This window comes from Sphingopyxis sp. UBA6723, assembly GCF_002454115.1.
In the GTDB taxonomy this organism is placed as follows: Bacteria; Pseudomonadota; Alphaproteobacteria; order Sphingomonadales; family Sphingomonadaceae; genus Sphingopyxis.
In genome coordinates this window covers 55,218-80,212 of sequence record NZ_DKIH01000009.1, presented here as the reverse complement: position 1 = coordinate 80,212, position 24,995 = coordinate 55,218, and the positions used below count along the sequence as shown (strand labels likewise).

Genomic DNA, 24,995 nt, shown 5'->3' with positions numbered 1-24,995 from the left:
GTGGGGCGCGGGGCGGGCGCTCACTTGGCTGGCGTGCAGTTGCGCTCGCGCGCGATCGCCAGCTGGGCGGCCATGGCGATCGCAGCGATGGTCGGGCCGGGGTCTGCAACGCCGCGACCCGCGATGTTGAACGCTGTGCCATGGTCGGGTGAGGTGCGGATGATCGGCAGGCCAAGGGTTAGATTGACCCCGTCATGGAAATGCAGCGCTTTGAACGGCGTCAGCGCCTGATCGTGATAGGCGCAGAGCAAGGCGTCATAGCGGGCGCGAACGGTGGGCGCGAACAGGCTGTCGGCGGCGAGTGGACCATCGACGATGATGCCGTCCTCGGCGAGCTGGGCGACCGCGGGGACCATGATCCGCTCCTCTTCGCTGCCAAGCTGGCCGCTTTCACCGGCATGGGGATTGAGGCCCGCGAGCGCGATGCGCGGGTTTTCGATACCGAAATCGCGTTTCAACCCGCGCGCCACGATGCGCGCCTTGGCGACGATTAGCTCGACCGTCAGCCGATCGGACACTTCCATCAGCGGAATATGGACGGTCAGCGGAACGACGCGGAGCGACGGCCCCGCCAGCATCATCACGGCATTGGTCGCCGTCACGCCGCAGCGTTCGGCGATAAATTCAGTCTGGCCGGGATGGGTATAACCGATGCCGTGGAGCGCAAATTTCGACACCGACCCGGTGACCAATGCCGAACTCGCCTGATTGCGCGTCAGCCCGATCCCGGTTTCGAGGGCATGGAGCGCGCAGGTGGCGCCCGCGGCGGTGGGTGTGCCGGGGGTCAGCGGCCCGCTGTCCTCCAGATGCCAGACCGGCAAGGCGTCGTCGAAGGCCCGCTGGACCTCGTCCATGTCGCCGACCCGAGCGATCGGCCCGTCCCAAACCGCGGCGATCGTCGCGGCGTCGCCGATTGCGACAAAGGGGGGCAAGTTGTTTTCATGCCGCGCCGCCCACGCGTGTGCGGTGACTTCGGGTCCGACACCGGCCGGGTCACCCAGCGTGACCGCTATCGGTTGTCGAAGATTGGCAAAAGACATTAGCTATATTCGATCACGGCATCCCGGCGCAGGTCGCGCAGATAACGCTGAGCCCGCTTGTTGACCTTTTCTTCGAGCAGGCGCGCCTCAATTTGTTCAAGGTTCGGCGCCGTCGCCGTCTGCGGCATGTCGCGACCGCACAGGACAAGGACGCTGATGCCCTCGTTCACCGCGCCAAAGGGCTGGGTGGTTTGACCGATCTGCAAATTGATCAGCGTATTCTGCAAGGGTGCAGGCAGGACCCGCATTTCGACATTGTCGCGCGAAACCACATTGGCGCCAAGCTGCGCCGCGACCGCATCGGCCGCGCCGCAACCGGCAATGTTGCGCGTCGCTTCGGAGAACTGACCGGCCATCTCCGATGCCCGGGCCTGCGTCGTTCCGGCCGGGAAATCGAGCGATATTTGCTTGAGGCTGAGGATCGCATCGCGCGGATCGGCGGTCAGCACCTGGCGCCGGTCGATCATCAGCATGATCGATACGCCGCCCGGAACCTGAATGGGGCCGACCAACTGGCCGGGCTGCATCTGGACCGCCGCTTCGGCCATCGATGTCGGCAGCTGGCCGGGTTTCACCCAGCCCAGATCGCCGCCAACCACCGCGGTCGATGCTTCTGAAAACTGACGCGCATAAGCGGCAAAGCTGCCGCCCGCCTGGAGCGCCTGAATGATTTTCTGGGCGTTTTCGGTGACCGCTGCGACATTTTCGGGTGGCGCCGACAGATAGATTTCACCCAGATGAAATTCGTCCTGCCCCTTGGAATCATTCATCCGCTGGACCACCGATTCCACTTCGTCGGTGGACACGTTCGTCGTCGATTGAATGTTGCGCGACAGCAGCCGATCCCAAGCGAATTCGCCGCGGATCTGCTGCTTCACCGCCGCCGCGGACGATCCCTTGCTGGCGAGATAGGTCGAAAATTGTTCGGGCGTCTGGCGGAACCGCGTCGCGAGGCGCGCGAACTGGTCGTTCACGACATTTTCGTCGATCGTGATGTCAGCCGCCTTGGCCTCCTGAATTTGCAGCTTTTCGTCGATCAGGTTGCTGAACACCTGCTGGCGCAGGCGCTGCAATTCTTCGGGCGGCAGCGCGACGTCATTGTTCGCGATCCGGATCAGCGCCATGCGCTGCTCGATGTCGGTCGCGGTGATGATTTCGCCGTTCACCGTTGCCGATGGGCGATAGACATTTGGATTGGCATCGCCGAAAATCTGAACATTGCCGGGGATGTTAAGGCTGGTCGTCGGCACTTCGTCGTCGCCGACGGTCTGTGCCAGCACCGGCGTCATACCGGCGGCGGCCACGGCGATCAGGCCGATCATGGTCGAAAATTTGGTCATCTTTACCCTATTCGAGAAAGTCCGCACGCTCCGTATCAGCGGATACGCCCGATGGTCCAGCGCAATCCGCCATCCGGACTTGTTTGAAGCGTGCCGATAGCGCGATCACGCTGAACCTAGTCTGAGCGATTCGTTCAGAACCCCAGATTGCGGAACGCGACACGGAAGGAGAAACTGTTGCCGCGCCGCGCATCTCCGGTGTCGGCATAGTCGCGGCGCCACGTCAGCGCGATCGACAGGCAATCATCGTCATAGGCCAGGCCGAGGCGATGGCGAATCGGCTCGAATCCGTCGGCGGTGCTGAGCGGATCATCGCTCCGCTCGGTCAGATCGACAATCGCCGAACCAAAAACCGACCAATATTGCGCCACCTTCACCCGCCCGCCGACGCGCGCTTCTTCGCGGTCCTGCAGCTCCTCTCCGAGCAACAGGATGTCACGGTTAAGCCGCGAATAGCCCAGCACGGCATAGGTTGAACGGCTACCAATCGTCGCGTCGAATTCGTTGCGACGGATCGCGAAGTTGTCTTTGTCGAGCCGGTAGCGGTGGGTGAGGCGCAGGAAATCGCGATAGGCAATTGTCGTTCGCCCGACGATGTCCGACGTGCGGCTGGTCAATCCGGTGCCGTCGGGGAACAGCGCGGGCTTGTCCGACAGACGATAGCTTTGGCCGACGCTGCTGCTGATATTGAAACCGGGGCGGCTGTAATTCCATTCGACGCCATAGGTGATGCGAGCCCCATCCTCGAACCGATCGTACCCGTTGAAGCGGTTGATCGCGAACAGGTTGCTGTCTTCCAGGTCAAAGGCACGCGAATCCTCGTTCGGGATGTCGAGGTTCTTGAGCGGCGGCGTGGCGACAAGCTGGACGCGCGGGGTCAGCGTCTGGGTGCCGCCGGCAAATTCGCCAACGAACGGCCAGCGCATATCGGCGGCGACCGCGGCAATGCCGCGTGCCTGCCAACCCGACTTGCCGCGATACCCCGGGATTGCGGTGAGCAGATTTTCGTCGCTGTGATAGACGTCGCCGCGCACCAGCGCGGTCAGCGTAACCTCTTGCCCTAACCGGGTAAGCCCGTGCAGATCCCAGCGCGCGCCGGCAAAGGCGCGCTGCGTATCCTGTCCCGCGGTGCGACCGATCGCCAGCGTGTTGAGCTGTAGCTCGACCTGACCACCGAGCAACGGATCGGCGAAGCGCTGGCGATAATCGATGATCGGCAGGGCGATCGGCTGCTGCCCCTGTTCGTCGTTGCGGCGCAGCGTCTGCGTTGCCCAACCCGCGATCGACAGGTAGCTATTGCCGCCGATCCGCTCCAACTCGAAGGTCGAGCGCAGGCGGTCGTCGCGGCTGATGTCATAGCGGCGCATGAACGTCCGGTCGGTCGCGATGCGACCCGAATAGGTCAGGCTCCAGCGCGGGTCGAACTGGAACTTGCCCGCGCTTTCCAGATAGCCGCGAAAGCGTTTGCGGCTGTCGGGGTCTTCGCCGGTCAATGGTACCAGCGAACCATAGGTCGCATAGCCATTGATCCGGAACGAACCGATGTCGGTCAGGGCGCGGAACTCGCCCTCCAGCATCGGCGCAGCGCCGGTGTAGAGATGCGGGGTGATCGTGATGTCGCGGTCGGGCGCGAGGCGCAGATAATAGGGGAGGGCGATTTCGAAGCCGTTGCTGCGATCGAGCCGGATTTCGGGCACCAGTATGCCGCTGCCCGCTTCGCTGTTTGCTGGATGACTAAGCCCGGGCAGCGGGATCAACGGCAGGCCGAAAATCTCGACCCGCGCGCCCTTATAGCGGATCTTGTTCTGCGCCCGGTCATAAGTGACGCGAACGGCGCGGATCTGCCAGCTCGGGTTTTTGGGACAGCCGTCGGCATCCTCGACCGGGCAGGCGGTGTAGGCGGCATTTTCCAGCTCGATATTGCCATTCTCGAACCGCGTTCCCTTGATCGCGGCCATTCTCGAACCATTGTCGAGCACGACGAGCAGGTTTTCGACCACACCGTCGCGCAGGCTGTCGGTCAGCTCGATGCGGTCGCCGTAGGCGGTGTCGCCTTCGGGGTTTTTGATCGCGACATTGCCTTCGGCGAAAACCTGGCCGGATTTTCGGTTCCACGTCACCTTGTCGGCGCGCATCGAAATCGCTTCGCGGTTCATCGCGACATTGCCCTCGGCCACGACGACTTCGGTTTCGCTGTCGTAATTGAGGTTGTCGGCGGCGAAGCCGACCTGATCCTCGGCGGCGATCGCAGGTGCGTCGGTCGTGACCGGTGCAATATCAGGCGTTTGCAGGTCGGGCTCGCCCGAGACGTCCTGGGCTGGCGGTGATTCGGCGGCCTGCTGCGCCGCGACGGGGCTCGCGAGCAGGGCGATACTGCTCGCGGTGACCAGCCACAGCGGCTGCGCACGGCGCGTCTGTCGGAACAAAGCCCAGCTCATTTAATCACTTTGTCCCACTTATCGATCGCGTCCGCCCGGGTTGGACCGGCTGCTTTGTTTTTGCAACTCGCAAGCGAAACCCCTATCGGTCCCGCACGCTGCAATCAATCATCGCATGAGAGAGTTACCGAATGGACATTCACTTTGTCGCGCAAATCGATGCGTCTGCCGACGTCGTCGCGTTTCCGGTCCGCAAGGGCGAACTGAACGCCTTTGTCCAGGCGCTGGGCGAACCGCATGGAGCGCTGCTGAGCGGTGCTGCCGCGCAGGCGCGCTTTGAAGGCGCGGCGGGCGGGATTGCCGAAACCGCGGCGGTCGATGGCGGCCGCGTTCTGCGTTTGCTGCTCGTCGGAATCGGCGAAGGAACAGTGCATGACCTCGAACGCGCGGGCGGCGCGCTGATCGGACGGCTGCAAACCAGCGGCGCGTCTGCGGTCCATGTCGATTTCGCGAGCGCGGGCGCGGTCGAGGAAGAGGATGTGCTGGCGTTCGCAATGGGGGCAAAGCTGCGCAACTGGCGCATCGACACCTATCGCACCCGGCTCGCCGATAACGCCAAGCCCACCCTCAAGACGCTGACCATCGCGTCGCCGCACCGCGACCTGTCGGCACGCTGGGCCGCGAATGAAGCGATTGCGGATGGCGTCGCGCTGACCCAGACGCTCGTCGCCGAGCCGCCGAACATCCTCTATCCCGAAAGCTTCGTCGAGCGCTGCCAGCATCTCGCCGACCTCGGCGTCGAAATTGAAGTGCTCGACGAGCGCCAGATGAAAGCACTCGGCATGGGCGCGCTGCTCGGCGTCGCGCAGGGCTCGACGCGGCCGCCGCGGCTGCTGGCCATGCGCTGGAACGGCGGAAAGGACGGCGACAAGCCGGTGGTGTTCATCGGCAAGGGTGTGACCTTCGACACCGGCGGGATCAGCATCAAGCCTGCCGCGGGCATGGACATGATGAAGTGGGACATGGGCGGCGCGGGCGCCGTTGCGGGCGCGATGAAAGCGATCGCCGGGCGCAAAGCCAAGGCGAATGTCGTCGGCATCGTCGGCCTCGTCGAAAATATGCCCGACGGGAATGCGATGCGACCCGGCGACATTGTCACCACCATGTCGGGCCAGACGGTCGAAGTGCTCAACACCGATGCCGAGGGACGGCTGGTGCTGTGCGACGCGATTACGTGGGCGCAGAAAATGTATTCGCCTAAGGTCATTGTCGATCTCGCGACGCTGACCGGCGCGATGGTGATCTCGCTCGGGCATGAATATGCCGGCATTTTCGCCAATGACGAAAGCCTCGCGGCCCAGCTGATCGCGGCGGGTGAGACGAGCAACAACAAGCTTTGGCGTTTCCCGCTCTCGGCGGCTTATGACAAGCTGATCGACAGTCCGATCGCCGACATGAAAAATATCGGTCCGCGCGAAGGAGGCTCGATCACCGCGGCGCAGTTCCTGAAACGCTATGTCGACGAGGGCGTCGCCTGGGCGCATCTCGACATCGCGGGCGTGGCATGGGCCGACAAGGACGGCCCGGTCTATGCCAAGGGCGCGACCGGCTATGGCGTACGCCTGCTGGACCGCTACATCGCCGAAAATCACGAGGGTTAAGGGCAGGGGAGCATGGCGCGCGTCGACTTTTACCGGCTGACCCGCGACCCCGTCGAACGGGTGCTCCCCGCCATCGCGACGCGCATCCTGGGCGCGGGCGGCCGCCTGCTGATCGTCGCCGCCCCGGCGATGCAGCGGCAGGCGATCGACGAAGCGCTGTGGACGATGACCCCAGCCAGTTTTCTGCCCCATGGCGCCGCGGGCTCGCCCGATGAGGAGATCGAGCCGATCCTCATTTCGGGAACGCTCGATCCCGCACCCCCCAACCGCGCCCGGCTCGTCGCGCTCGCCGACGGCGAATGGCGCGACGAAGCCTTGGGATTCGAGCGTAGCTTCCTGCTCTTCGACAACAGTCGCATCGACGACGCGCGTGCGACTTGGCGCAAGCTGAGCGCCGCCGAAGACGTCGAAACCCATTTCTGGAAACAGGACGATCGCGGCCGCTGGTCGGAGGGGCCGTGATGTGACTGCCGTCACCGCAGCTAGGCTATTGCGGTGGTATTGACCATGATGACCAGCAACAGGAGCCGATCATGACCAAAATTTCGTTCATCGCCTTGGCGGCCAGCGCGCTGCTGCTGTCCGCCTGCGGTTCCAAATCGGAATCCGAAGTCGCCAGCGGAACCTACACCGACCCCGAAACCGGCAAGACCGCCGACTATAAAGTCACCGCCAGCGACGATGGCGAGATGAGCAATGTTACCATCAAGACCGAAGACGGCGAGATGCAGTTTGGCGGCGGCGCTGCCAACGCCAAGTTGCCTGCGGGTTTCACCGCCTATCCCGGGTCAAAGCTGACCGGCGGTTTCGCCGCCAGCGGCACCGACGGCACCGGCGGCATGGCCAGTTTCGAAGTCAACGCGAAGGCCGCCGACGTCATCGCCCATTTCCGCAAACAGGCCGAGGCCGCGGGCATGAAGGTGACGAGCGAAATCAAGTCCGGCGATACCGCGATCATTGGCGTCGAAAAACCCGGCGATACCAAAACGGGCGTTCAGATCACGGCGACGCAGCAGGGCGCGCAGGTCATCGGGACGATCACCTACGGCAGTGGCGGCTGACCGGCCGCCGCGCTAGCCCACGCTCCCGCCTTGCGGTGCAGCAAAAGCGCGGCTAGAGGCGCGCGCATCGCAAACCATAACAAAGCAGGAGCTTCCCCCATGGCGGTCACTCGCACCTTTTCGATCATCAAGCCCGACGCCACGCGCCGCAACATCACCGGCGCCGTCACCAAGATGCTGGAAGACGCCGGTCTGCGCGTCGTCGCCTCGAAGCGCATCCACATGAGCCGCGAACAGGCCGAAGGCTTTTACGCCGTCCACAAGGAACGCCCCTTCTTCGGCGAACTCGTCGATTTCATGATCAGCGGCCCGGTCGTTGTCCAGGTGCTGGAAGGCGAAGACGCCATGCAGCGCAACCGCGACATCATGGGTGCCACCAATCCCAAGGACGCAGCGCCCGGCACGATTCGCAAGGAACTGGCCGAGAGCATCGAAGCGAACACGGTGCACGGCTCGGACAGCGACGAGAATGCCGCGATCGAAATCGCCTATTTCTTCAAGCCCGAAGAAATCGTCGGCTAAGCACCCGGCACCGTGCGTCAAGCGAAAGGCCCGTGGATTGCTCCGCGGGCCTTCTTCGTAACTATCGCCCGATCTGGTTCAGCGTCGCGCGCCGACAATTGTCGCCGCTAATCGCGAAATCGACCAGCCGCAGACCAGGTTTCGAGCCTCCCGGCGCCATGAACAGCGTCAGCGCGCAATGTTCAAAATCGCCAACCTGATATTCGACGTAACCGGTTGCCAGCTGCTGCACGATCAGCTGCCGTGTGTCGTAGCTTGATTCATAATCGAACGCCTGCGTTCCGCCGACCTGGCGAACTGCGGCGGGCCGACCCCAGAATTCGATGACCTCGGCCTCGGTCCAGCCTGCCATGCTGCCGAAGATGGCTTGCTGCACCCGCGTCTTGCCTTGGAAATTCGGACGGATGCGCGCCATGAAATCGCGTTCGCCGGTCTGGTCGGCCAGCGCCGCCTCGCCCATCGCAACATAACCGTCGAGCTGGCTTTTCAGATTGGCCATCATTTCGTCGACCTTTTGCTTCATCGCGCGCACTTCGGCCTCCGATTGCGGCCGGAGCGGTGGTGGGGTGGCGTCGGTCCAGAAGGTCGACCAGGTCAACTCTTCAATCGGCGCCGTCATTACGAAATTGCCGATAGGCAACAGCCCGAGCTCGATCATCGGATCGTAGGATTTGTCGCGGGCCGCCTTTGCCGTCGCCGCAACGATCGCCTGGCGATCGCAAGCAATGGTGTTGACGCGGCTCAGCCATCCGTCCGGGGGCACGTCGAACCAGCCGGTTCCCTGGCTTGAAAACGCCGTTCGATGGTCGCGGAAAATCGAATCGACCGTCGCGATTCGCATCTGGCGCCGCGCGCAATCGGCGGCGACGCGATAATTGTTGTAGCGTGGTTTTGCCGCCGATTCGAACACCTGCATCACCTCGACAAAGGCCACTTCGGTATTTTCGAACGGCGGCGGCGGCAGATCGTCCCGCCGTGGCGGCTTTCCAGGAACGGGAACACCGGTCAGCGAGGCATCATTGTGCAACGTGACATCGCTGTAGTCGGCATAATAGATCGCACGATCACCCTTCGATTCGACGCTGTCGATCATCGCCCATTCAGCCGCCTGTACGGGCGCGCCGTGCAGCGCCGCGAACATCATGATGGGGACAAATGCTATGCGCATGGACGGGGAGGCTCTGCCGTTGAAAAGAGACTGAGCCTAGATCGTCGTGAGGCGTGCTCAATCACCGATACGCACTGGTACTCCGACCAAGAGACCAGCTCAGGATCGTGGCGCTAGAAGTCGTCAGCCGCGCCCATCAACCCCGCCAGCTTCTTCGGCGCCACCGCCAGCCAGCTCTTGCGCAGCCATTCGCCGATTGCGTCCCAGTCGGTATCGCCCAGGTCGAGGCGGATGCCGACCCAGCCGTCGCCGAAATAGGCGGGGCGGTAATAGCGATCTTCGTCTAGTTCGATCAGCGCCGCCTGTTCGTCGGCGCCGCTGATCTTGACCAGCAGCGCGATCTTGCCGTCGCCATGATGATCCTGGGTGAAATAGGCGAATTTCTTGCCCTTCACGATCCCGAAGCACGGCATGCCGTGCGAGGTGACCTCGTCGGCTTCGGGCAGTGCCATTGCCAGCTCGCGCACCCGGCCGATCAGATAATCAGGCGAGCGTTCGCGCGTCACAAAGGCGGCGAGGGTGGGCGGATAGAGTTGATGTTCGGCGATCCGCACCCGCGCCGCCAGTGTCTCGACCGTGTCGCCGGGCAGGATCGCGACGGGCGTTTGGGCCAGCACCGGGCCGTCGTCGACGCCGGGGGTGACGATATGGACGCTGCACCCGCCGAACTTGTCACCCGCGTCGATCGCCCGCTGGTGGGTGTCGAGCCCCTTGTACAGCGGCAGCAGGCTGGGGTGGATGTTGAGCATCTTGCCCGTCCAGCGCGCGACGAAATCGTCGCTCAGGATCCGCATATATCCTGCCAGTGCGACAAATTCGGCTTTGACTGCACGGAGTTCGGCGTCAACCAGCGCGTCGAACGCGTCGCGGTTCATGCCTTTGTGCGAGAGGCTCCATGTTGCGATGCCTTCGGCCGCGGCGATGGCCAAGCCCGGTGCGTCGGGGTTGTTGCTGGCGACGAGGACCAGTTCATAAGGGCAGTCGGCGGCTTTCGCGGCGTAGAGAAGCGCCGCCATGTTGGTACCCGCGCCCGAGATCAGAACCGCGACTTTGGCTTTGGTCACGGCGCGACCCCTTCAATCCGTTCGTGCTGAGCTTGTCGAAGCACTGTTCTTCTCTTTCAACCTCAAAAGGAAGGACGGCCCTTCGACAAGCTCAGGGCGAACGGTTCTAGAAATCACCCGTGGTGCGTGGCGCTCCACGGGCCCATCGCGCTCCACGTCTCTGCGCTGCCGGTCACGGTGCAGCCTTTGGCGCCCTCAGCGATATGGCCGATGCGGAACACGGTTTCGCCCGCGGCTTCAAGCGCCGCGGTGACATCCGCCGCGTCGTCCGCCGCAACCACCACTGCCATGCCAATCCCGCAATTGAACGTCCGCGCCATTTCCTCGGGCTCGATATTTCCCTGTGCCTGCAGGAACGCCATCAACCGCGGCTGTTCCCACGCATCGGCATCGACATTCGCGTGCAGGGTTTTCGGCAAGATGCGCGGGATATTTTCGAGCAGCCCGCCGCCGGTGATATGCGCCAGCGCGTGGATCTTGCCGGTCTTCACCAGCGGGAGCAGGCTTTTTACATAGATGCGCGTCGGCGCCATCAGCGCATCGATCAATAAGACGGTCTGGTCGAACAGGGCAGGGCGATCGAGTTTCCACCCTTTGTCGGTGGCGAGCCGCCGCACGAGCGAAAAGCCGTTCGAATGGACGCCCGAGGACGCGAGGCCGAGGATCACATCGCCCGCGGCAACCTTGTCGGCGGTCAGCACCTGATCGCGCTCGACCGCGCCGACGCAGAAACCCGCGAGGTCGTAATCGCCCTCGCTGTACATCCCCGGCATTTCCGCGGTTTCGCCGCCGATCAGCGCGCAACCGGCCTGTTTGCAACCCTCGGCAATGCTCGCGACGACTTGTGTCGCGACGTCGTTGTCGAGTTTGGCGGTGGCGTAATAATCGAGGAAGAACAGCGGCTCGGCGCCCTGCACGATCAGGTCGTTCGCACACATCGCGACCAGGTCGATCCCGACCCCGTCATGACGCCCCGATTCGATCGCGAGTTTCAGCTTTGTGCCGACGCCGTCATTCGCGGCGACGAGCAGGGGATCATTGAATCCCGCCGCTTTCAAGTCGAAAAAACCGCCGAAACCGCCGAGGTCGGCGTCGGCGCCGGGGCGGCGCGTCGCACGGGCGAGCGGGGCGATGGCACGGACCAGCGCATTGCCGGTCTCGATCGATACGCCGGCCTGCGCATAAGTGTAGGAGCCGGGTTGGTTGTGCTTGGAATCCATGGCCAGCGCGACTAACGACTCTGGCCACGAAATGCCATGATTTCCTTGTCCGGCGTCGAGCTTTTGGGCAGAGCATAGAGAAGATATGATTTCGGCTGCCTTTCCCCGCTTCGCCCCGAGCTTTTCTCTCCGCTCCTTGGCGTCCCGCGACCGGCGCTGGCTCATGCTGTTCGGCTTATTCTTCGCGATCCTCCTCGTCGGCGTCGTTGATGGACAGATAACCCGCGGCAATCGCGGCATCACCCCGATCAACAGCAGCGGCGATTTTCTCGCCAGCGGCATCCTGGTCGATGTCACCGGCGACAATGCCGACGACGCGCGCACCAAAGGCTGGCGCGAGGCGCAGCGCAAAGGCTGGACCCAGCTCTATCGCAAGCTCAACGGCAGCGATGGTCCTGCGCTCGGCGATTCGGTGCTCGACGGCATCGTCACCGCGATCGTCGTCGAGGAAGAACAGATCGGCCCGCGTCGCTATGTCGCGCGCCTCGGCGTCCAGTTCGACCGCGTCCGCGCCGGACAGATATTGGGCGTCAGCGGCCGGACGCTCCGCTCGCCGCCGCTGCTCGTCATTCCCGTCTATTCGATCGACGGCATTCCGCAGGTGTTCGAACAGCGCAGCGCCTGGCAGCGCGCCTGGGCCGAATATAACACGGGGCAGAGCGCGATCGACTATGTCCGTACCGCGGGTACCGGTGCGGACACCTTGCTGCTGAATACCGGGCAGACCGGGCGCCGCGGACGCGTGTGGTGGCGTGTCATCCTCGACCAATATGGCGCCGCCGACGTGCTGACCCCGATCGCGCGGGTCGAATATGCCTATCCTGGCGGGCCGATCAGGGGGCATTTCACGGCGCGCTTCGGCCCCGACAGCAAGCTGATCTCCAGCTTCACGATGACCGGACCCAGCCCCGCGGCGCTGCCCGACATGATGGAAAAAGCGGTCGCGCGGATGGATCGCATCTATATCGACGCGCTGGCGGCGGGCGTGCTGAAAACCGATACGTATCTGGTTCTGGAAAAGCCGGTCGAACGTGAAGACCTGCCCGAAGATATCGCAGCCACCGACGAGGATGCGCTGCCCAGCGAAACCGACAGCAGCGTGCCGACCACTGCCTCGGCGGGGGTGCAGAGCTTCACCGTCCAGTATAGCTCGCCCGACGTCGAATCGGTCACTGCGACCGAACGCGCCGTTGGCGGCATCGCGGGCGTCCAGTCGGCATCGACCACCAGCCTCGCGCTAGGCGGCACATCGGTCATGCGGGTAACTTTCCGCGGCGACCTTACGGCGCTCAGCGCGGCGCTCGCGGCGCGCGGGTACAAGGTGCAGGAGGGCGGCAGTACGCTGCGGATCAGCCGCTGATGGCACGCTCCACCAGCCAGATCGCTTTGCCGCTCGACTGGAGCGCCGGAGGCAGTAATGACGCTCCACTTATTATTGGGACCAGCAACGCCGATGCGATCCGTTATTTGCGTCATGTGGCGACCTGGCCAGTGCGAACCGCGGTGCTCACCGGGCCGTCCGGCTCGGGGCGCAGTCTGATCGGGCGGCTGTTTGCTGCCGAAACCGGCGGCCGCGTGATCGACGGGCATGACAGCCTGTCCGAAGAAGAGATTTTCCATGCCTGGAACGCGGCGCAGTCGTCGAACATCCCGCTGCTGATCATCGCCGACGCGCCGCCGTCCGAATGGGGCATTGCGCTGCCCGACCTCGCATCGCGGTTGCGCGCGGTGCCGGTGCTGACGATCGCCGAGCCCGACGATTGCCTTGCCCGCGACCTGATCGAGGCGCTGTTCGCGCAGCGCGGGATCGCGCTGGCGCCCGAGGTCGCCGCCTATATCGTGCCGCGGATGGAGCGCAGCTATGCGATGCTCCACCGCATCGTCGCGGCGCTCGACGCCGCCTCGCTCGAACAGGGGCGGCGCGTCGGCATCCGTCTTACGCGTGAAACATTACTGTCACAGGGGCTGATCGATCCCGATCTGCTTGAACGACAGGACCATGACGCATGACGCTATCCGGACAGCCCCTTCGCGCCGATAACCAGGCGACGTCCAGGCTCCCGTCCTTCGGTCCCGAACGCTTTTTCAACCGGGAACTGAGCTGGCTGGCGTTCAACCGACGGGTAATGGAAGAGGCGCGCAACACCGCGCACCCGCTGCTCGAACGGCTGCGCTTCCTATCGATTTCGGGCAGCAACCTCGACGAATTTTTCATGGTTCGCGTCGCGGGCTTGAAGGGCCAGCAGTTGCAGGGGATCGACGACCCCTCCGCCGACGGCCGCTCGCCCAGCCAGCAGCTGGCTGAGATTGAGGCCGAGGTGAACCGGCTGGTCGATCAGCAACAGAGCGAGTGGCAGCGTCTCCACAAATTGCTCGCCGAACAGGGCATCGTCGTCCACGGCACCGGGTCAGATCGAGAGCCGCTGCGCGCGGCGCTGCGGCAGTATTTCATCGACCAGATTTTCCCCATCCTGACTCCGCAGGTGCTCGACCCGGCGCATCCCTTCCCCTTCATCCCCAATCGCGGGCTGGGGATCATCTTCGACCTGCAACGCAAGGCGACGGGCGAAACGGTGCGCGAACTGGTGCTGATCCCGGCGGCACTGCCGCGTTTTGTCGCGGTGCCGGGGCAGGCACAGGCCTTTGTACCGATCGAATATCTGATCGAGATTTTCGGCGATCTGCTGTTTCCTGGCTTCACTATCCGCTCGCTCGGCGTGTTTCGCATCATTCGCGATAGCGATATCGAGTTGGAGGAAGAGGCCGAAGATCTGGTGCGCCTGTTTCGCACCGCGATCCGCCGCCGCCGCCGCGGCCGCGTCATCCTGCTCGAACTCGAAGCCGATATGCCCGGTGAGATTGCCGAGGTACTCAACGCCGATATTCAGGGGCATGAGGCAATCGTTGCCAAGATCGGCGGCTTCGTCGGGCTGGCCGCGTTGTCGGCGCTGGTCGATGTCGATCGCCCCGACCTGAAATTCCCCGCCTATTCGGCGCGCTTTCCCGAACGCATTCGCGAACATGGCGGCGACTGTTTCGCGGCGATCCGTAGCAAGGACATTCTTGTCCATCACCCTTACGAAAGTTTTGAGGTCGTCCTCGCTTTCCTGCGCCAGGCCGCAGCCGATCCCGATGTCGTCGCGATCAAGCAGACGCTCTATCGCGCCGGTGACCAGTCGCCCGTCATCCGCGCGCTGATCGAGGCGGCCGAGGCGGGCAAGTCGGTGACCGCGGTAGTCGAGCTGAAGGCCCGCTTTGACGAGGAGCAGAATCTGCTCTGGGCGAACCAGCTCGAACGCGCCGGAGTCCAGGTCGTGTACGGCTTTATCGAGTGGAAGACCCACGCCAAGATTTCGATGGTCGTGCGGCGCGAAGGGCAGGGGTATCGCACCTATTGCCACTTCGGGACCGGCAATTACCATCCGGTGACCGCGCGCATCTATACCGATCTCAGTTTTTTCACTGCGGATCCGCGCGCCGGACGCGATGCGGCGCAGCTGTTCAACTATATCACCGGTTATGTCGAGCCCGAGCGGCTTGACATGATCACCATGTCGCCGCTCAACATGCGCGCGCATCTGTGCGACCTGATCGACGCCGAAATCATGGCGGCCAAAGCGGGGCAGCCTTCGGGCGTGTGGGCGAAAATGAACAGCCTGGTCGATCCCGACATCATCGACAAATTGTACGAGGCGAGCGTTGCCGGCGTGCCGGTCGAGCTGATCGTCCGCGGCATCTGCTGCCTGCGCCCGGGGGTGCCCGGTCTGTCGGAAACGATCCGCGTCAAATCGGTCGTCGGGCGGTTTCTGGAGCACAGCCGCGTGTGGGCCTTCGCCAACGGCGCCTCGCTGCCGCATCAGCGTGCCAAGCTGTACATCAGCAGCGCCGACTGGATGCCGCGCAACTTCGATCGCCGCGTCGAATATATGATCCCGATCGAAAATCCGACCGTGCACGACCAGATATTGGATCAGGTGCTGGTGGCGAATCTGATCGACAATGAACAGAGCTGGGTGCTGCAATCCGACGGGACCTATATCCGGACAAGTCCCGGCGATAAACCTTTCAATTTACACCATTATTTCATGAACAACCCGTCGCTGTCGGGTCGCGGGACGGCGCTGCACAAGCGCCAGGATGTCCCGACCCTCGCCTTCGACATGCGCGATGATTGACGCTTTGGGCTTGCTGCGAACTTCAAAACAGGCGGTCCATCGCTCTGCCGTCATCGACATCGGATCGAACTCGGTCCGCCTCGTCGTCTATGAAGGACCGGCGCGCGCGCCCGCGGTGATCTTCAACGAAAAGGTCGCAGCCGGATTGGGCCGCGGGCTTGCGATCGATGGCCGGATCGCCAGCGAGGACGCGATGCGCGGGCTGATGGCGCTGCGGCGCTACGCGCTGCTTGCCAAACATATGGAGGTCAAAAACCTGCAATGCGTCGCCACGGCGGCGGTGCGCGACGCGGAAAACGGCCCCGAGTTTATCGCCGCAGCAGCGGAAGCTGGTTTGAAAATCCGCCTTTTGTCAGGCGAAGAAGAGGCGGAAGCTGCCGGGTACGGTGTGCTGTCGGCGATCCCCGATGCCCATGGCATCGCGGTCGACCTCGGCGGCGGCAGCCTGGAACTGGCGGAGGTGGCAAACGGTCAGGTCGGACGCCGCGCGTCCTTCCCGCTCGGCGTGCTGCGCCTGCCCGCGCTCCGCAAGGAAGGGCAACAAACCTTCGAGCGTGCCGTCCGCAAGATGCTGCGCACGGCCGGTTGGCCCAACGGAATAAAGGGGCTGCCGCTTTATCTGGTCGGCGGATCGTGGCGTGCGCTGTCCCGCCTTGATCTGGAACTGACGCAGGATCCGCTCGCGGTGCTCGATCAGCACAGCCTGCCGCGCGCGGCGCTGCGGCGGCTCGTCCGCGCCACCAACCGGCTGACCTTTGAAGAATTGCGCGCGATCCCCGGCATGGCATCGAACCGCGCTGCTGCCTTGCCCGATGCGGCGGCGCTGCTAGCGGCGCTCGTCAACATCCTTGATGTCCCAGAAATGACCGTGTCGTCGTCGGGGCTACGTGAAGGCCTGCTCTATCAGGCGCTCGATGCGGAAACACGCGCGCAGGATCCGCTGATTGTCGCTGCCGAATTCGAGGGGCGTCGCCTCGCGCGCTTCGCGCCGCACGGCCGCGCGATCACGGAATGGATCACGCCATTGTTTACGGGTGAGGCGCCTGCGGACAGCCGCGTCCGGCTTGCCGCCAGCCTGCTCAGCGACGTCGCCTGGTCGGCCAATCCCGATTTCCGCGCCGAACGCGGCACCGAGATCGGATTGCACGGCAACTGGCGCGGTATCGATATTCCAGGACGCATCCTGCTCGCGCGCGCGCTTCACGCCGGCTTCGGCGGTGCCGACAGCGATTTCCCGGACATGGGGCCGCTGGTCAGCGGCGAGCGGCTGGCGCGGGCGCGCCAATGGGGGCTGGCAATCCGGCTGGCGCAGCGGCTAACCGGCGGGGTCGAGGCGCCGCTGAAGGCCAGCCATATTGCGCTGATTGACGGCAAGCTGCGGCTCAGTCTGGATCATGGGTGGCATCACCTGGCGGGCGAGTCGGTCGAGCGCCGTCTGCGCTCGCTGGCGCAGGCGTTGGATACGAAGCCCGAGATGGTGCTGCTTTAGGTTTACGTCGCCATCCCGGCCTTCGCCGGGATGACGATATATGGGCATGGAACTCAGTCGGCGCTGGCCGTCGCCGCGTCGATCTCGCTCATCACCAGCTTTCCGTGTTTGACGGCAAAGCCCATCCGGCCTTCGACCAGATTGAGCGCGGCAAAGCCGAACACATCGTAGCGCCAGCCCTGCAACATCGCGATACCCTCACGGCCGCCCGCTGCCAGTGCTTCCAGCTCATCGCTGCGCGCGATTAGGCGCGACGCGACGTTAAGCTCGCGGGCGCGGATTTTCAGGAGGAGTTTCAAGAGGTCGGCGACCAGCGCGCCTTCCTTGCCCAGCCCCGGGCCGCGCGGCGCGCGGTCGGGCATGTCGTCCTTGTCCAGCGGTTTGGCATTGGCAATTGCGTCCATCAATCGCCCGCCGATGTCGTTGCTGCGCCAGGTCGCCGACAGCCCGCGCACGCGGCCCAGCCCGTCCTGATCCTTGGGCGGATGCGCAGCGATGTCGGCGAGTGTCTCATCCTTCACAATGCGCCCGCGCGGCAGGTTCTTCGACCGCGCCTCGCGCTCGCGCCACGCGGCCAGCGCCTTCAAGCGGCCCAGCACATCGGGCTTTCGCGACGGGATCTTGATCCGGTGCCAAGCATCTTCTGGATCAAGGTTGTAGTTTGACGGATCGGCCAGCTTTTCCATTTCCTCGTCCAGCCAGTGACCGCGCCCGGTCTTCACCAGCTTGTCGAGCATCATCGGGAAAATCTTAGCCAAATGGGTCACGTCGCCGACCGCATAATCGATCTGGCGCTTGTCGAGCGGACGGCGGCTCCAGTCGGTAAAGCGGGCGCCCTTGTCGAGTTGCAGACCGATCCACGCCTCGACCAGGTTCGAATAACCGACCTGTTCGGCCTGGCCGATCGCCATCTGGCCGATCTGGGTGTCAAAAATCGGATGCGGGGTCTTGCCGGTCAGGTTGAAGATGATTTCGACATCCTGCCCGCCGGCGTGAAAGACTTTCAGCATATCCTCATTGTCGACCAGCAGGTCGAGCAGCGGCTTCAGGTCCATGCCCGGTGCCAGCGGATCGATCGCCGCGGCATGCTCGCGGTCGGCGACCTGGATCAGGCACAGTTCTGGCCAGAAGGTGTTTTCGCGCATGAATTCGGTATCGACCGCGATGAAATCGCTGTTCCGAATGAGGTCGCAGAAAGCGGCGAGCGCGGCGTTGGTTTCGATCAACGGATGGACTTGCATAGCGCGCCTATACAGCTAGTTGAAAGGAACGGGCAGGAAAAATTGCCCGCGCTCTTCGGGTCGCGGAACCGGAATACCGGTCAGGGGAAAGCGAAGGGGTTTGGGGCATGATGTGGATCGGTTGGGCGCTCGCCGCGCTCGGGTTTCTGCTGCTTTTCGGCCAGTATCTGGCGGGGCAGGCGGATATTTTCGTCTCGATCGCCAATCCGCGGCCGCTTGACGAAGAGTCGATGGTGGTGACGCAAAAGGGGTGGGGCTTCGCGGCGGAGGCCGCGCAGCCCTTTGTCACCCCCGAATCTGATCACGGCCTCTGCGACGTGCGGGTCTTTGCAACAAGGCGCCAGATGCTGATTGCGATCGCGACGGTCGGCTTTCTGCGCCCCGTCACTGTCGCCTGGCGCGCGCACGCCGGCGTCCTGCCGCTGGGAGACGCCTGATGCAGCTGGTACAACTGGGCGACGAAGGACGCTGGACCAATTATCATGGCACCGGCACCTGCGAGGCGGCGACGCGCTTTGCGCTGCGCAGCGGCGATGCGCCGCGCGGCCGCGACGAAATCGCGATTGCCGCGAAGTTGGTGCATAACTGGCTGGTCGAGGCGGCAGCGGCCGGGCGCCGCGTCCGTCCGCTCGGCGCGGGCTGGTCGCCGTCGAACATCAATATCGCCTCGCAATGCTGGCTGCTCCATACCCGCCGGTTTAACCGTTGTTTCCGCATCAGCGCTGCCGACGTCCGCCCCGGCGTCGATGCGGGCGCACTGATGCTGGTCGAGGCGGGGGCGCTGGTCGACGAAGTGTCGGACAAGCTGGAAGCGCAGGGCCGCTCGCTGTGGACCAGCGGCGCGGGTAATGGCCAGACCTTCGCCGGCGCCGCGGCGACGGGCACCCACGGTTCGATGATCGCCAGCGGCGGGATTCAGGATCATATCCGCGCGGTGCAGATCGTGACGCCCGCCGGTGTCCACTGGATCGAACCCGCGTCTGGGCTGATGAGCGATGCCTTTATCGGCGCCACGGGCTCCGTCTTGCTCCGCGACGAGGAGGTGTTTGCCGCGGCGCAGTTGCCAGTCGGCGCGCTTGGTGTCGTTACGGCGCTGGTTGTCGACAGCGTACCGAAATTCCTCGTCCGTCCGATCCAGAATCTCCGCAAGGTCGATCGCGCTGCGCTCGGCTGGCTGGCGGCGGGGGATTTCCGGCGCTTTTCGGCGGCTTATGCGCTCGATCAGGACCCCGATTTCGTCCAGATGATCGTGAACCCGTATAAGCCGTTCAAGCGCCCCGCGATGCTGCGCTTTTTGTACCGCGAGCCATGGCGCGACGACTATCCACGCGCGACGCCGGGGCAGCTGGGCGCGGGTTATGACGCGCTCAGCCTGCTCGGACGGTTGCTCGACGATTACCCGTGGGCGCGGGGCGCGCTGCTGCAATTTGCGATGAAACAGGGGTATGCGAACGGCCCCGATGTCGATGCGCCGCCGGTTTATGGTAGCTGGGGGGAGGGGCTCGACACGCACCGCCCGCTGGCCGATCTGTTCAACGCGTCGGTGACGATCGACCGCGCTGATCTGGCGCGCGCGTTCGAGCTGATCTGCGCCGTTTATGCGCGCCACGGCGGCTCGACCGTCGTCACCGTGCGCTTCATGGCGCGCGCCGAAGGGCTGCTGGCGCCCGCGCGTTTCCCGCACAATGCGGTGATCGATTTCGATGGTCCGCGCAGTGCGCGCACCGCCGACGCCTATGCGCGCGTCGTCGAACGGCTCGATGCCGAGGGGATTGCCTTCACGCGGCACTGGGCCAAAAGCTGCCGCCTCGACGCGGCGCGTGTCGCTGTCGATTATGGCGAGGATTTCCGCCGCTGGCGCGCCGCGCGCGACCGGCTGCTGCCCGATCCGGCGCACCGGGCGCTTTTCGGCAGCGCGGTGCTCGACGGGCTGGGGCTGACGCGTTGATTTGGCCTTCATCCTTGACAAATGGACCGCCGCGCTGCCTTAGGCGCGGCCATATCGGCGCATGTTTTCCTGCGCTCCCAGACATTGAAAGACGATCAAATGCACGCCTATCGCACCCATAACTGCGGCCAGCTTCGCGCCGAACAGGTCGGCCAGTCGGTCCGCGTTTCGGGCTGGGTGCATCGCAAGCGCGACCACGGCGGGCTATTGTTCGTCGATTTGCGCGATCATTATGGTCTGACCCAGATTGTCGCCGATAGCAGCGACGCGGCGTTCGCGATCCTTGACGGGCTACGCGCCGAAAGCGTCGTCACGATCACCGGCGACGTCGTTGCGCGCTCGGCCGAAACTGTGAACGCAAATCTGCCGACGGGCGAAATCGAAGTGCGCGCGCGCGACGTCACCGTTCAGTCGGCGGCAATCGAACTGCCGATGCCGGTCGCGGGCGAACAGGATTATCCCGAGGATATTCGCCTGAAGTATCGCTTCCTCGACCTGCGCCGCGACCGCTTGCACGCCAACATCATGCTGCGCTCGAACGTGATCGCGTCCTTGCGCCGCCGTATGGTCGATCAGGGTTTCACCGAATTCCAGACTCCGATCCTGACCGCTTCGTCGCCCGAGGGCGCGCGCGACTATCTGGTGCCCAGCCGCGTCCACCCCGGCAAATTCTATGCGCTGCCGCAAGCGCCGCAGATGTTCAAACAGCTGCTGATGGTCGCGGGTTTCGACCGCTATTTCCAGATTGCGCCCTGTTTCCGCGACGAGGATGCGCGGGCCGACCGTTCGCCCGGCGAATTCTACCAGCTCGATTTCGAAATGAGCTTCGTGACGCAGGACGACGTGTTCAACGCGATCGAGCCTGTGCTGGCGGGCGTGTTCGAGGAATTTGCCAACGGCAAGTCGGTGACCCCGGCAGGCAGCTTCCCGCGCATTCCGTATCGCGAGTCGATGCTGAAGTACGGCAACGACAAGCCGGACCTCCGCAACCCGCTGATCATCACCGATGTGTCGTCGCACTTCATCGGTTCGGGCTTCGGCCGCTTCGCCGACATCGTTGCGGCGGGCGACGTCGTGCGCGCGATCCCGGCACCGGCGACTGCCGAAAAGAGCCGCAAATTCTTCGACGACATGAACAGCTGGGCGCAGGGCGAGGGCTTTGCCGGGCTCGGCTATGCGACGCGCAAGGGCGGCGAATGGGGCGGCCCGATCGCCAAGAATCATGGTCCGGAAAAGATGGACGCGCTCGCCGCCGAGCTCGGCATCGGTCCCGACGACGGGCTGTTCTTCGCCGCAGGCAAGGAAGCAACCGCCGCGAAGCTCGCGGGCTTTGCGCGCACCCGCGTCGCCGAACAGCTCGATCTGATCGACCCAAACAAGTTCGAAATGTGCTGGATCGTCGACTTCCCGATGTTCGAGGCCGACGAGGACACCGGCAAGATCGATTTCAGCCATAATCCCTTCTCGATGCCGCAGGGCGAACTCGAAGCGCTCGAAACCAAAGACCCGCTCGACATCCTCGCGTGGCAATATGACATCGTCTGCAATGGGGTCGAACTGTCGTCGGGCGCGATCCGCAACCATCGTCCCGACATCATGTACAAGGCGTTCGAGATTGCCGGGTATAGCCAGGCCGATGTCGATGCGAATTTCAGCGGCATGATCAATGCCTTCAAATTCGGCGCGCCGCCGCATGGCGGTTCGGCTCCCGGTGTCGACCGCATCGTGATGCTGCTCGCCGACGAACCGAACATCCGCGAAGTAGTGGTCTTTCCGATGAACCAGAAGGCCGAGGATCTGATGATGAACGCCCCGGCGCCGGTCAGCGACAAGCAGCTCAAGGAACTCGGCATCCGCATTGTGGACGGCCCGAAAGGCTGAGCGTGAACGAAGCGCCGCGCGAGCACCGGCTGGCGACGCTGGCGGGAGAGATTTGCTGGTTCGAATGGGGCCAGCCGTCGGATCGCCCGTCGTTGCTGCTGCTTCACGCCACCGGCTTTCACGCGCGATTGTGGGATCAGGTCGTCGCGGCCTTGCCGCCCGGCACCCACGTCATCGCGCCCGATCAACTCGGCCATGGCCGCAGCGCCAAGCCCGCGTCGCTGTCCGACTGGGCGACAACCGCCGACGCCCTGCTGCCGCTGGTCGACAGCTTCGCAGACAGGCCGCTTGTCGGTTGCGGGCACAGCATGGGCGGCTACGTCCTGACCCGGCTCGCCGCCGAGCGGCCCAATGGCTTTGCGCACATCTTCCTGATCGATCCCGTCATCATGCCGCCGGAGTTTTACATCGGTGCGGCCGATGGACCTGTACCCGATCCGGGCGAACATCCCGTGGCGCGGCGGCGTAGCCGCTGGGACGGCTGGGAAGCGATGAATGCTCATTTTTCGTCGCGCCCGCCCTATGCCCATTGGCAGCCCACGGTGCTTGCGGACTATTGCCGTTTTGGCCTGCTCCCCGCGGCGGGCGGTGAAGCATGGGAGCTGGCCTGTCCGCCAGCGATTGAAGCCTCGGTCTATCAAAACGCGCTCCGCACCAATCCGCACGACTGGTTGCCCCGCATCACTCCACCCGTCAGCGTCATCCGCGCCAGGACCGGCGAACGCGCGGGCAATCTGGATTTCTCGGTCAGCCCGACCTGGCCTGGCCTTGGCGCCGCGCTACACGCGGTGCGCGACGAGCAATGGGCTGACCAGAGCCATTTCATCCCGATGGAAGTGCCGCGGCGGCTTGCCGACCTGATCGCCACGGAATTTTGACCCTAGTGCTTTCCGCGGCTTTGACAGCTTTCGGCGGCTGCGATAGCCGGGCGTGAGGTTGACGATGGGGGCCATGATGATCGACGGACGATGGGTTATTGGCGCCGCTCTTTTGGCGCTCGCGGCCCCCGCGACCGCAGAAACCCTGCCGATCCAAGCCGCCGATCCCGCAGCGATCGATGTCACCGACCTGCTCCGGATTTCGGTCGAGCGGTTCGAGGGGGAGGATGGCACGGCGTTTGCGCAGGCGCTCGAAGCTGAACTGGCCGATGCGAGCTTTCGCGGCGGTCCTTTTTACCGGGTCGTTGCGCCCGAGTCGGGGGCACCGACCGATGCGCTGGTCTCCGGCACGGTGCGCAGCAGCGTCGAAGAAGTGCCGGTGATCGAAAAGCGAAAACGCTGCACCGAATATGACGCCACCGACAAAAAGAAATGCATCAAGGAAATCGACGTCGACATTCGCTGCCGCCGCCGCACCGCGTCCGTGGCAACGACAGTGCGGCTGGTTGTGATGGAGGACGGTTCGATCCGCTATACCCGGCCACTGAATGCCCGCGATCAGCTTACCTATTGCCCTGACCGCAGCGCACCGCAATCGGTGGAGGATTATTTCCTCTCCACGATCCGCAGCCAAGCGCGCGCGGTTCGTCGCGACCTTGCCCCACGCGATTATGCGATTGACGTCCGGGTCGATGAAAGCACCAAAGGGCTGACGAAACCCGCGCAGGCCGCATTCAAGACCGCGGTTCGGCTGACCAAGACCGATCCAAATGGCGCTTGCCGCGCGTGGACCGCGCTGACCCGCGACGTCGAACCGACCGCGGCGCTGGCGTTCAATCTTGGCCTTTGCGATGAAATGGAGGGAGATCTCGACGCGGCCGCGGGATGGTATGGTGCAGCGCAGCGCCTTGGTTCGCGCGGCAGCGCTGTCCCCGAGGCGCTCGCCCGTGTCGATCGCAATCGCAGCGCCCTAGGCGCCTGGATCGCCCGAAAGGCTATCATGGGGGACGACCAGCGATGATCGCGGCTTGTGTCCCAGAAACTGACAACCTCGGCGCTTGGTAGGACGGCGCAGATTGCGCTAGAGAATGCGCATGAGCATCTCCCTTACCGATCACGAAGCCGGCGCCAAATATGACGGCAACTATGACGATGCCATGGAAGCGCTGCAGGAGCGGCTCGAACGTGTGCAGGCGGCGCACATCACCCATGGCCAGCGCAGCGTCATCATGTTCGAGGGCTGGGACGCGGCGGGCAAGGGCGGGATCATCAAACGGATGACCGCACTGCTCGACCCGCGTTATTTCGATGTCTGGCCGATCAGCGCCCCGACCGACGAGGAAAAGGCGCGTCATTTCCTCTGGCGCTTCTGGAAGCGGCTGCCCGGCAACCGCGAAATCGCGATCTTTGACCGCAGCTGGTACGGCCGCGTCCTGGTCGAACGCGTCGAGGGATTTGCGAGCGAGGCCGAATGGCGCAAGGGTTATGACGAGATCAACGAATTCGAGGCCCAGCTAACGGGAAACCGCACGAATCTGGTCAAGATCTTTGTCCATCTGACGCAGGAAGAACAGGACAAACGCTTCGCCGACCGCCTCGACGATCCGTGGAAACGCTGGAAAACCGGGGCCGAAGATTATCGCAACCGCGCCAAGCGCAAGGATTATCTGGCTGCGATGGACGAAATGTTCGCGCAAACGAACACGCGCTGGGCGCCGTGGAAGGTGATCGACGGCAACAACAAGAAAGCGGCGCGCATCGCGGCGCTGACCCATATTGCGGAGGCGCTGGAGGCGGTCGTGCCGATGACGCCACCCGATCTGGACCCCGCGGTAGTGAAGCTGGCGGGCAAGGCGTTCGGCTACAAGCCCAAAGCCTAGGTTTTTCCCGGCCTACGGGTAGCCATTGCGGCCCCCGCTCGCTACATGG

21 protein-coding genes are annotated in these 24,995 nt (G+C 64.0%); 14 read left to right on the top strand and 7 right to left on the bottom strand.

The genetic code is table 11. From position 1 onward, the window contains the following. Positions 1-20 precede the first annotated feature (20 nt). The 3 genes from pdxA to B4F07_RS06545 form a co-directional block, all read right to left on the bottom strand. Positions 21-1,040, bottom strand: coding sequence for a 4-hydroxythreonine-4-phosphate dehydrogenase PdxA (pdxA, locus tag B4F07_RS06555; RefSeq protein WP_293703240.1), 1,020 nt, complete (start codon positions 1,038-1,040; stop codon positions 21-23). Then, positions 1,040-2,380: a peptidylprolyl isomerase gene (locus B4F07_RS06550; protein WP_293703243.1), complete on the bottom strand. Its 1,341-nt coding sequence runs from the start codon at positions 2,378-2,380 to the stop codon at positions 1,040-1,042. The genes pdxA and B4F07_RS06550 overlap by 1 nt, the downstream gene beginning before the upstream one ends. A gap of 134 nt (positions 2,381-2,514) precedes the next feature. After that, complete coding sequence (locus B4F07_RS06545; RefSeq protein ID WP_293703246.1) at positions 2,515-4,818, bottom strand: LPS-assembly protein LptD; 2,304 nt, start codon at positions 4,816-4,818, stop codon at positions 2,515-2,517. 131 nt (positions 4,819-4,949) lie between these two features. Between B4F07_RS06545 and B4F07_RS06540 the strand changes: the two genes are divergently transcribed. The 4 genes from B4F07_RS06540 (at position 4,950) to ndk (ending at position 8,002) form a co-directional block, all read left to right on the top strand. Next, positions 4,950-6,419, top strand: a complete 1,470-nt coding sequence (locus B4F07_RS06540) for a leucyl aminopeptidase (RefSeq protein WP_293703249.1) — start codon at positions 4,950-4,952, stop codon at positions 6,417-6,419. A gap of 12 nt (positions 6,420-6,431) precedes the next feature. Beyond that, positions 6,432-6,881: a DNA polymerase III subunit chi gene (locus B4F07_RS06535; RefSeq protein WP_293703252.1), complete on the top strand. Its 450-nt coding sequence runs from the start codon at positions 6,432-6,434 to the stop codon at positions 6,879-6,881. Positions 6,882-6,952: 71 nt separating this feature from the next. Continuing rightward, positions 6,953-7,480: a hypothetical protein gene (locus B4F07_RS06530; RefSeq protein WP_293703255.1), complete on the top strand. Its 528-nt coding sequence runs from the start codon at positions 6,953-6,955 to the stop codon at positions 7,478-7,480. A 99-nt stretch (positions 7,481-7,579) separates the two neighbouring features. Continuing rightward, the gene (gene ndk / locus B4F07_RS06525; RefSeq protein WP_039575124.1) at positions 7,580-8,002 is read left to right on the top strand and encodes a nucleoside-diphosphate kinase; all 423 of its coding nucleotides are present in this window, start codon (positions 7,580-7,582) and stop codon (positions 8,000-8,002) included. A gap of 61 nt (positions 8,003-8,063) precedes the next feature. On the opposite strand, the gene B4F07_RS06520 is transcribed toward ndk, so the two are convergent. The 3 genes from B4F07_RS06520 to purM all read right to left on the bottom strand — a co-directional run bounded on the left by B4F07_RS06520 (position 8,064) and on the right by purM (position 11,454). Further along, the gene (locus B4F07_RS06520) at positions 8,064-9,146 is read right to left on the bottom strand and encodes a hypothetical protein (RefSeq protein ID WP_293704656.1); all 1,083 of its coding nucleotides are present in this window, start codon (positions 9,144-9,146) and stop codon (positions 8,064-8,066) included. Between the two features lie 137 nt (positions 9,147-9,283). Further along, positions 9,284-10,234, bottom strand: a complete 951-nt coding sequence (gene purN, locus B4F07_RS06515) for a phosphoribosylglycinamide formyltransferase (RefSeq protein ID WP_293703261.1) — start codon at positions 10,232-10,234, stop codon at positions 9,284-9,286. Between the two features lie 113 nt (positions 10,235-10,347). Then, positions 10,348-11,454 (bottom strand): phosphoribosylformylglycinamidine cyclo-ligase, encoded by a 1,107-nt coding sequence (gene purM / locus B4F07_RS06510; protein WP_293703264.1) that lies wholly within the window; start codon positions 11,452-11,454, stop codon positions 10,348-10,350. A 163-nt stretch (positions 11,455-11,617) separates the two neighbouring features. On the opposite strand from purM, the gene B4F07_RS06505 reads away from it, so the two are divergent. Genes B4F07_RS06505 through B4F07_RS06490 form a run of 4 tightly spaced genes read left to right on the top strand, consistent with a single transcriptional unit; the run spans position 11,618 to position 17,118 of the window. Continuing rightward, a complete protein-coding gene (locus B4F07_RS06505) occupies positions 11,618-12,814 on the top strand; it encodes a heavy-metal-associated domain-containing protein (RefSeq protein WP_349681315.1) in 1,197 nt (398 codons plus the stop codon). Then, on the top strand, positions 12,814-13,464 hold the full coding sequence (locus B4F07_RS06500) for an HdaA/DnaA family protein (protein ID WP_293703270.1): 651 nt from the start codon (positions 12,814-12,816) through the stop codon (positions 13,462-13,464). The genes B4F07_RS06505 and B4F07_RS06500 overlap by 1 nt, the downstream gene beginning before the upstream one ends. Then, entirely contained in the window at positions 13,461-15,629 is a 2,169-nt protein-coding gene (locus B4F07_RS06495) for an RNA degradosome polyphosphate kinase (RefSeq protein ID WP_293703272.1), read from the top strand. The genes B4F07_RS06500 and B4F07_RS06495 overlap by 4 nt, the downstream gene beginning before the upstream one ends. Next, a complete protein-coding gene (locus tag B4F07_RS06490; protein WP_293703275.1) occupies positions 15,622-17,118 on the top strand; it encodes a Ppx/GppA family phosphatase in 1,497 nt (498 codons plus the stop codon). Before B4F07_RS06495 ends, B4F07_RS06490 begins: the two co-directional genes overlap by 8 nt. Before the next feature lie 53 nt (positions 17,119-17,171). Here B4F07_RS06490 and rnd read toward each other — a convergent pair whose 3' ends face one another. Further along, positions 17,172-18,359 (bottom strand): ribonuclease D, encoded by a 1,188-nt coding sequence (gene rnd / locus B4F07_RS06485; RefSeq protein ID WP_293703277.1) that lies wholly within the window; start codon positions 18,357-18,359, stop codon positions 17,172-17,174. A gap of 107 nt (positions 18,360-18,466) precedes the next feature. On the opposite strand from rnd, the gene B4F07_RS06480 reads away from it, so the two are divergent. The 6 genes from B4F07_RS06480 to B4F07_RS06455 all read left to right on the top strand — a co-directional run bounded on the left by B4F07_RS06480 (position 18,467) and on the right by B4F07_RS06455 (position 24,946). Beyond that, complete coding sequence (locus B4F07_RS06480; protein ID WP_293703280.1) at positions 18,467-18,796, top strand: hypothetical protein; 330 nt, start codon at positions 18,467-18,469, stop codon at positions 18,794-18,796. Beyond that, positions 18,796-20,307, top strand: coding sequence for an FAD-binding protein (locus B4F07_RS06475; protein ID WP_293703283.1), 1,512 nt, complete (start codon positions 18,796-18,798; stop codon positions 20,305-20,307). The genes B4F07_RS06480 and B4F07_RS06475 overlap by 1 nt, the downstream gene beginning before the upstream one ends. Positions 20,308-20,406: 99 nt before the next feature. Then, a complete protein-coding gene (gene aspS, locus B4F07_RS06470) occupies positions 20,407-22,188 on the top strand; it encodes an aspartate--tRNA ligase (protein ID WP_293703286.1) in 1,782 nt (593 codons plus the stop codon). A gap of 2 nt (positions 22,189-22,190) precedes the next feature. Continuing rightward, positions 22,191-23,066 (top strand): alpha/beta fold hydrolase, encoded by an 876-nt coding sequence (locus B4F07_RS06465; RefSeq protein ID WP_293703289.1) that lies wholly within the window; start codon positions 22,191-22,193, stop codon positions 23,064-23,066. A gap of 52 nt (positions 23,067-23,118) precedes the next feature. Beyond that, positions 23,119-24,087 carry a hypothetical protein gene (locus B4F07_RS06460; RefSeq protein ID WP_293704654.1) on the top strand — a complete coding sequence of 323 codons (969 nt, stop codon included), beginning with the start codon at positions 23,119-23,121 and terminating at the stop codon, positions 24,085-24,087. A 73-nt stretch (positions 24,088-24,160) separates the two neighbouring features. After that, positions 24,161-24,946, top strand: a complete 786-nt coding sequence (locus B4F07_RS06455; protein ID WP_293703294.1) for a polyphosphate kinase 2 family protein — start codon at positions 24,161-24,163, stop codon at positions 24,944-24,946. Positions 24,947-24,995 lie beyond the last annotated feature (49 nt).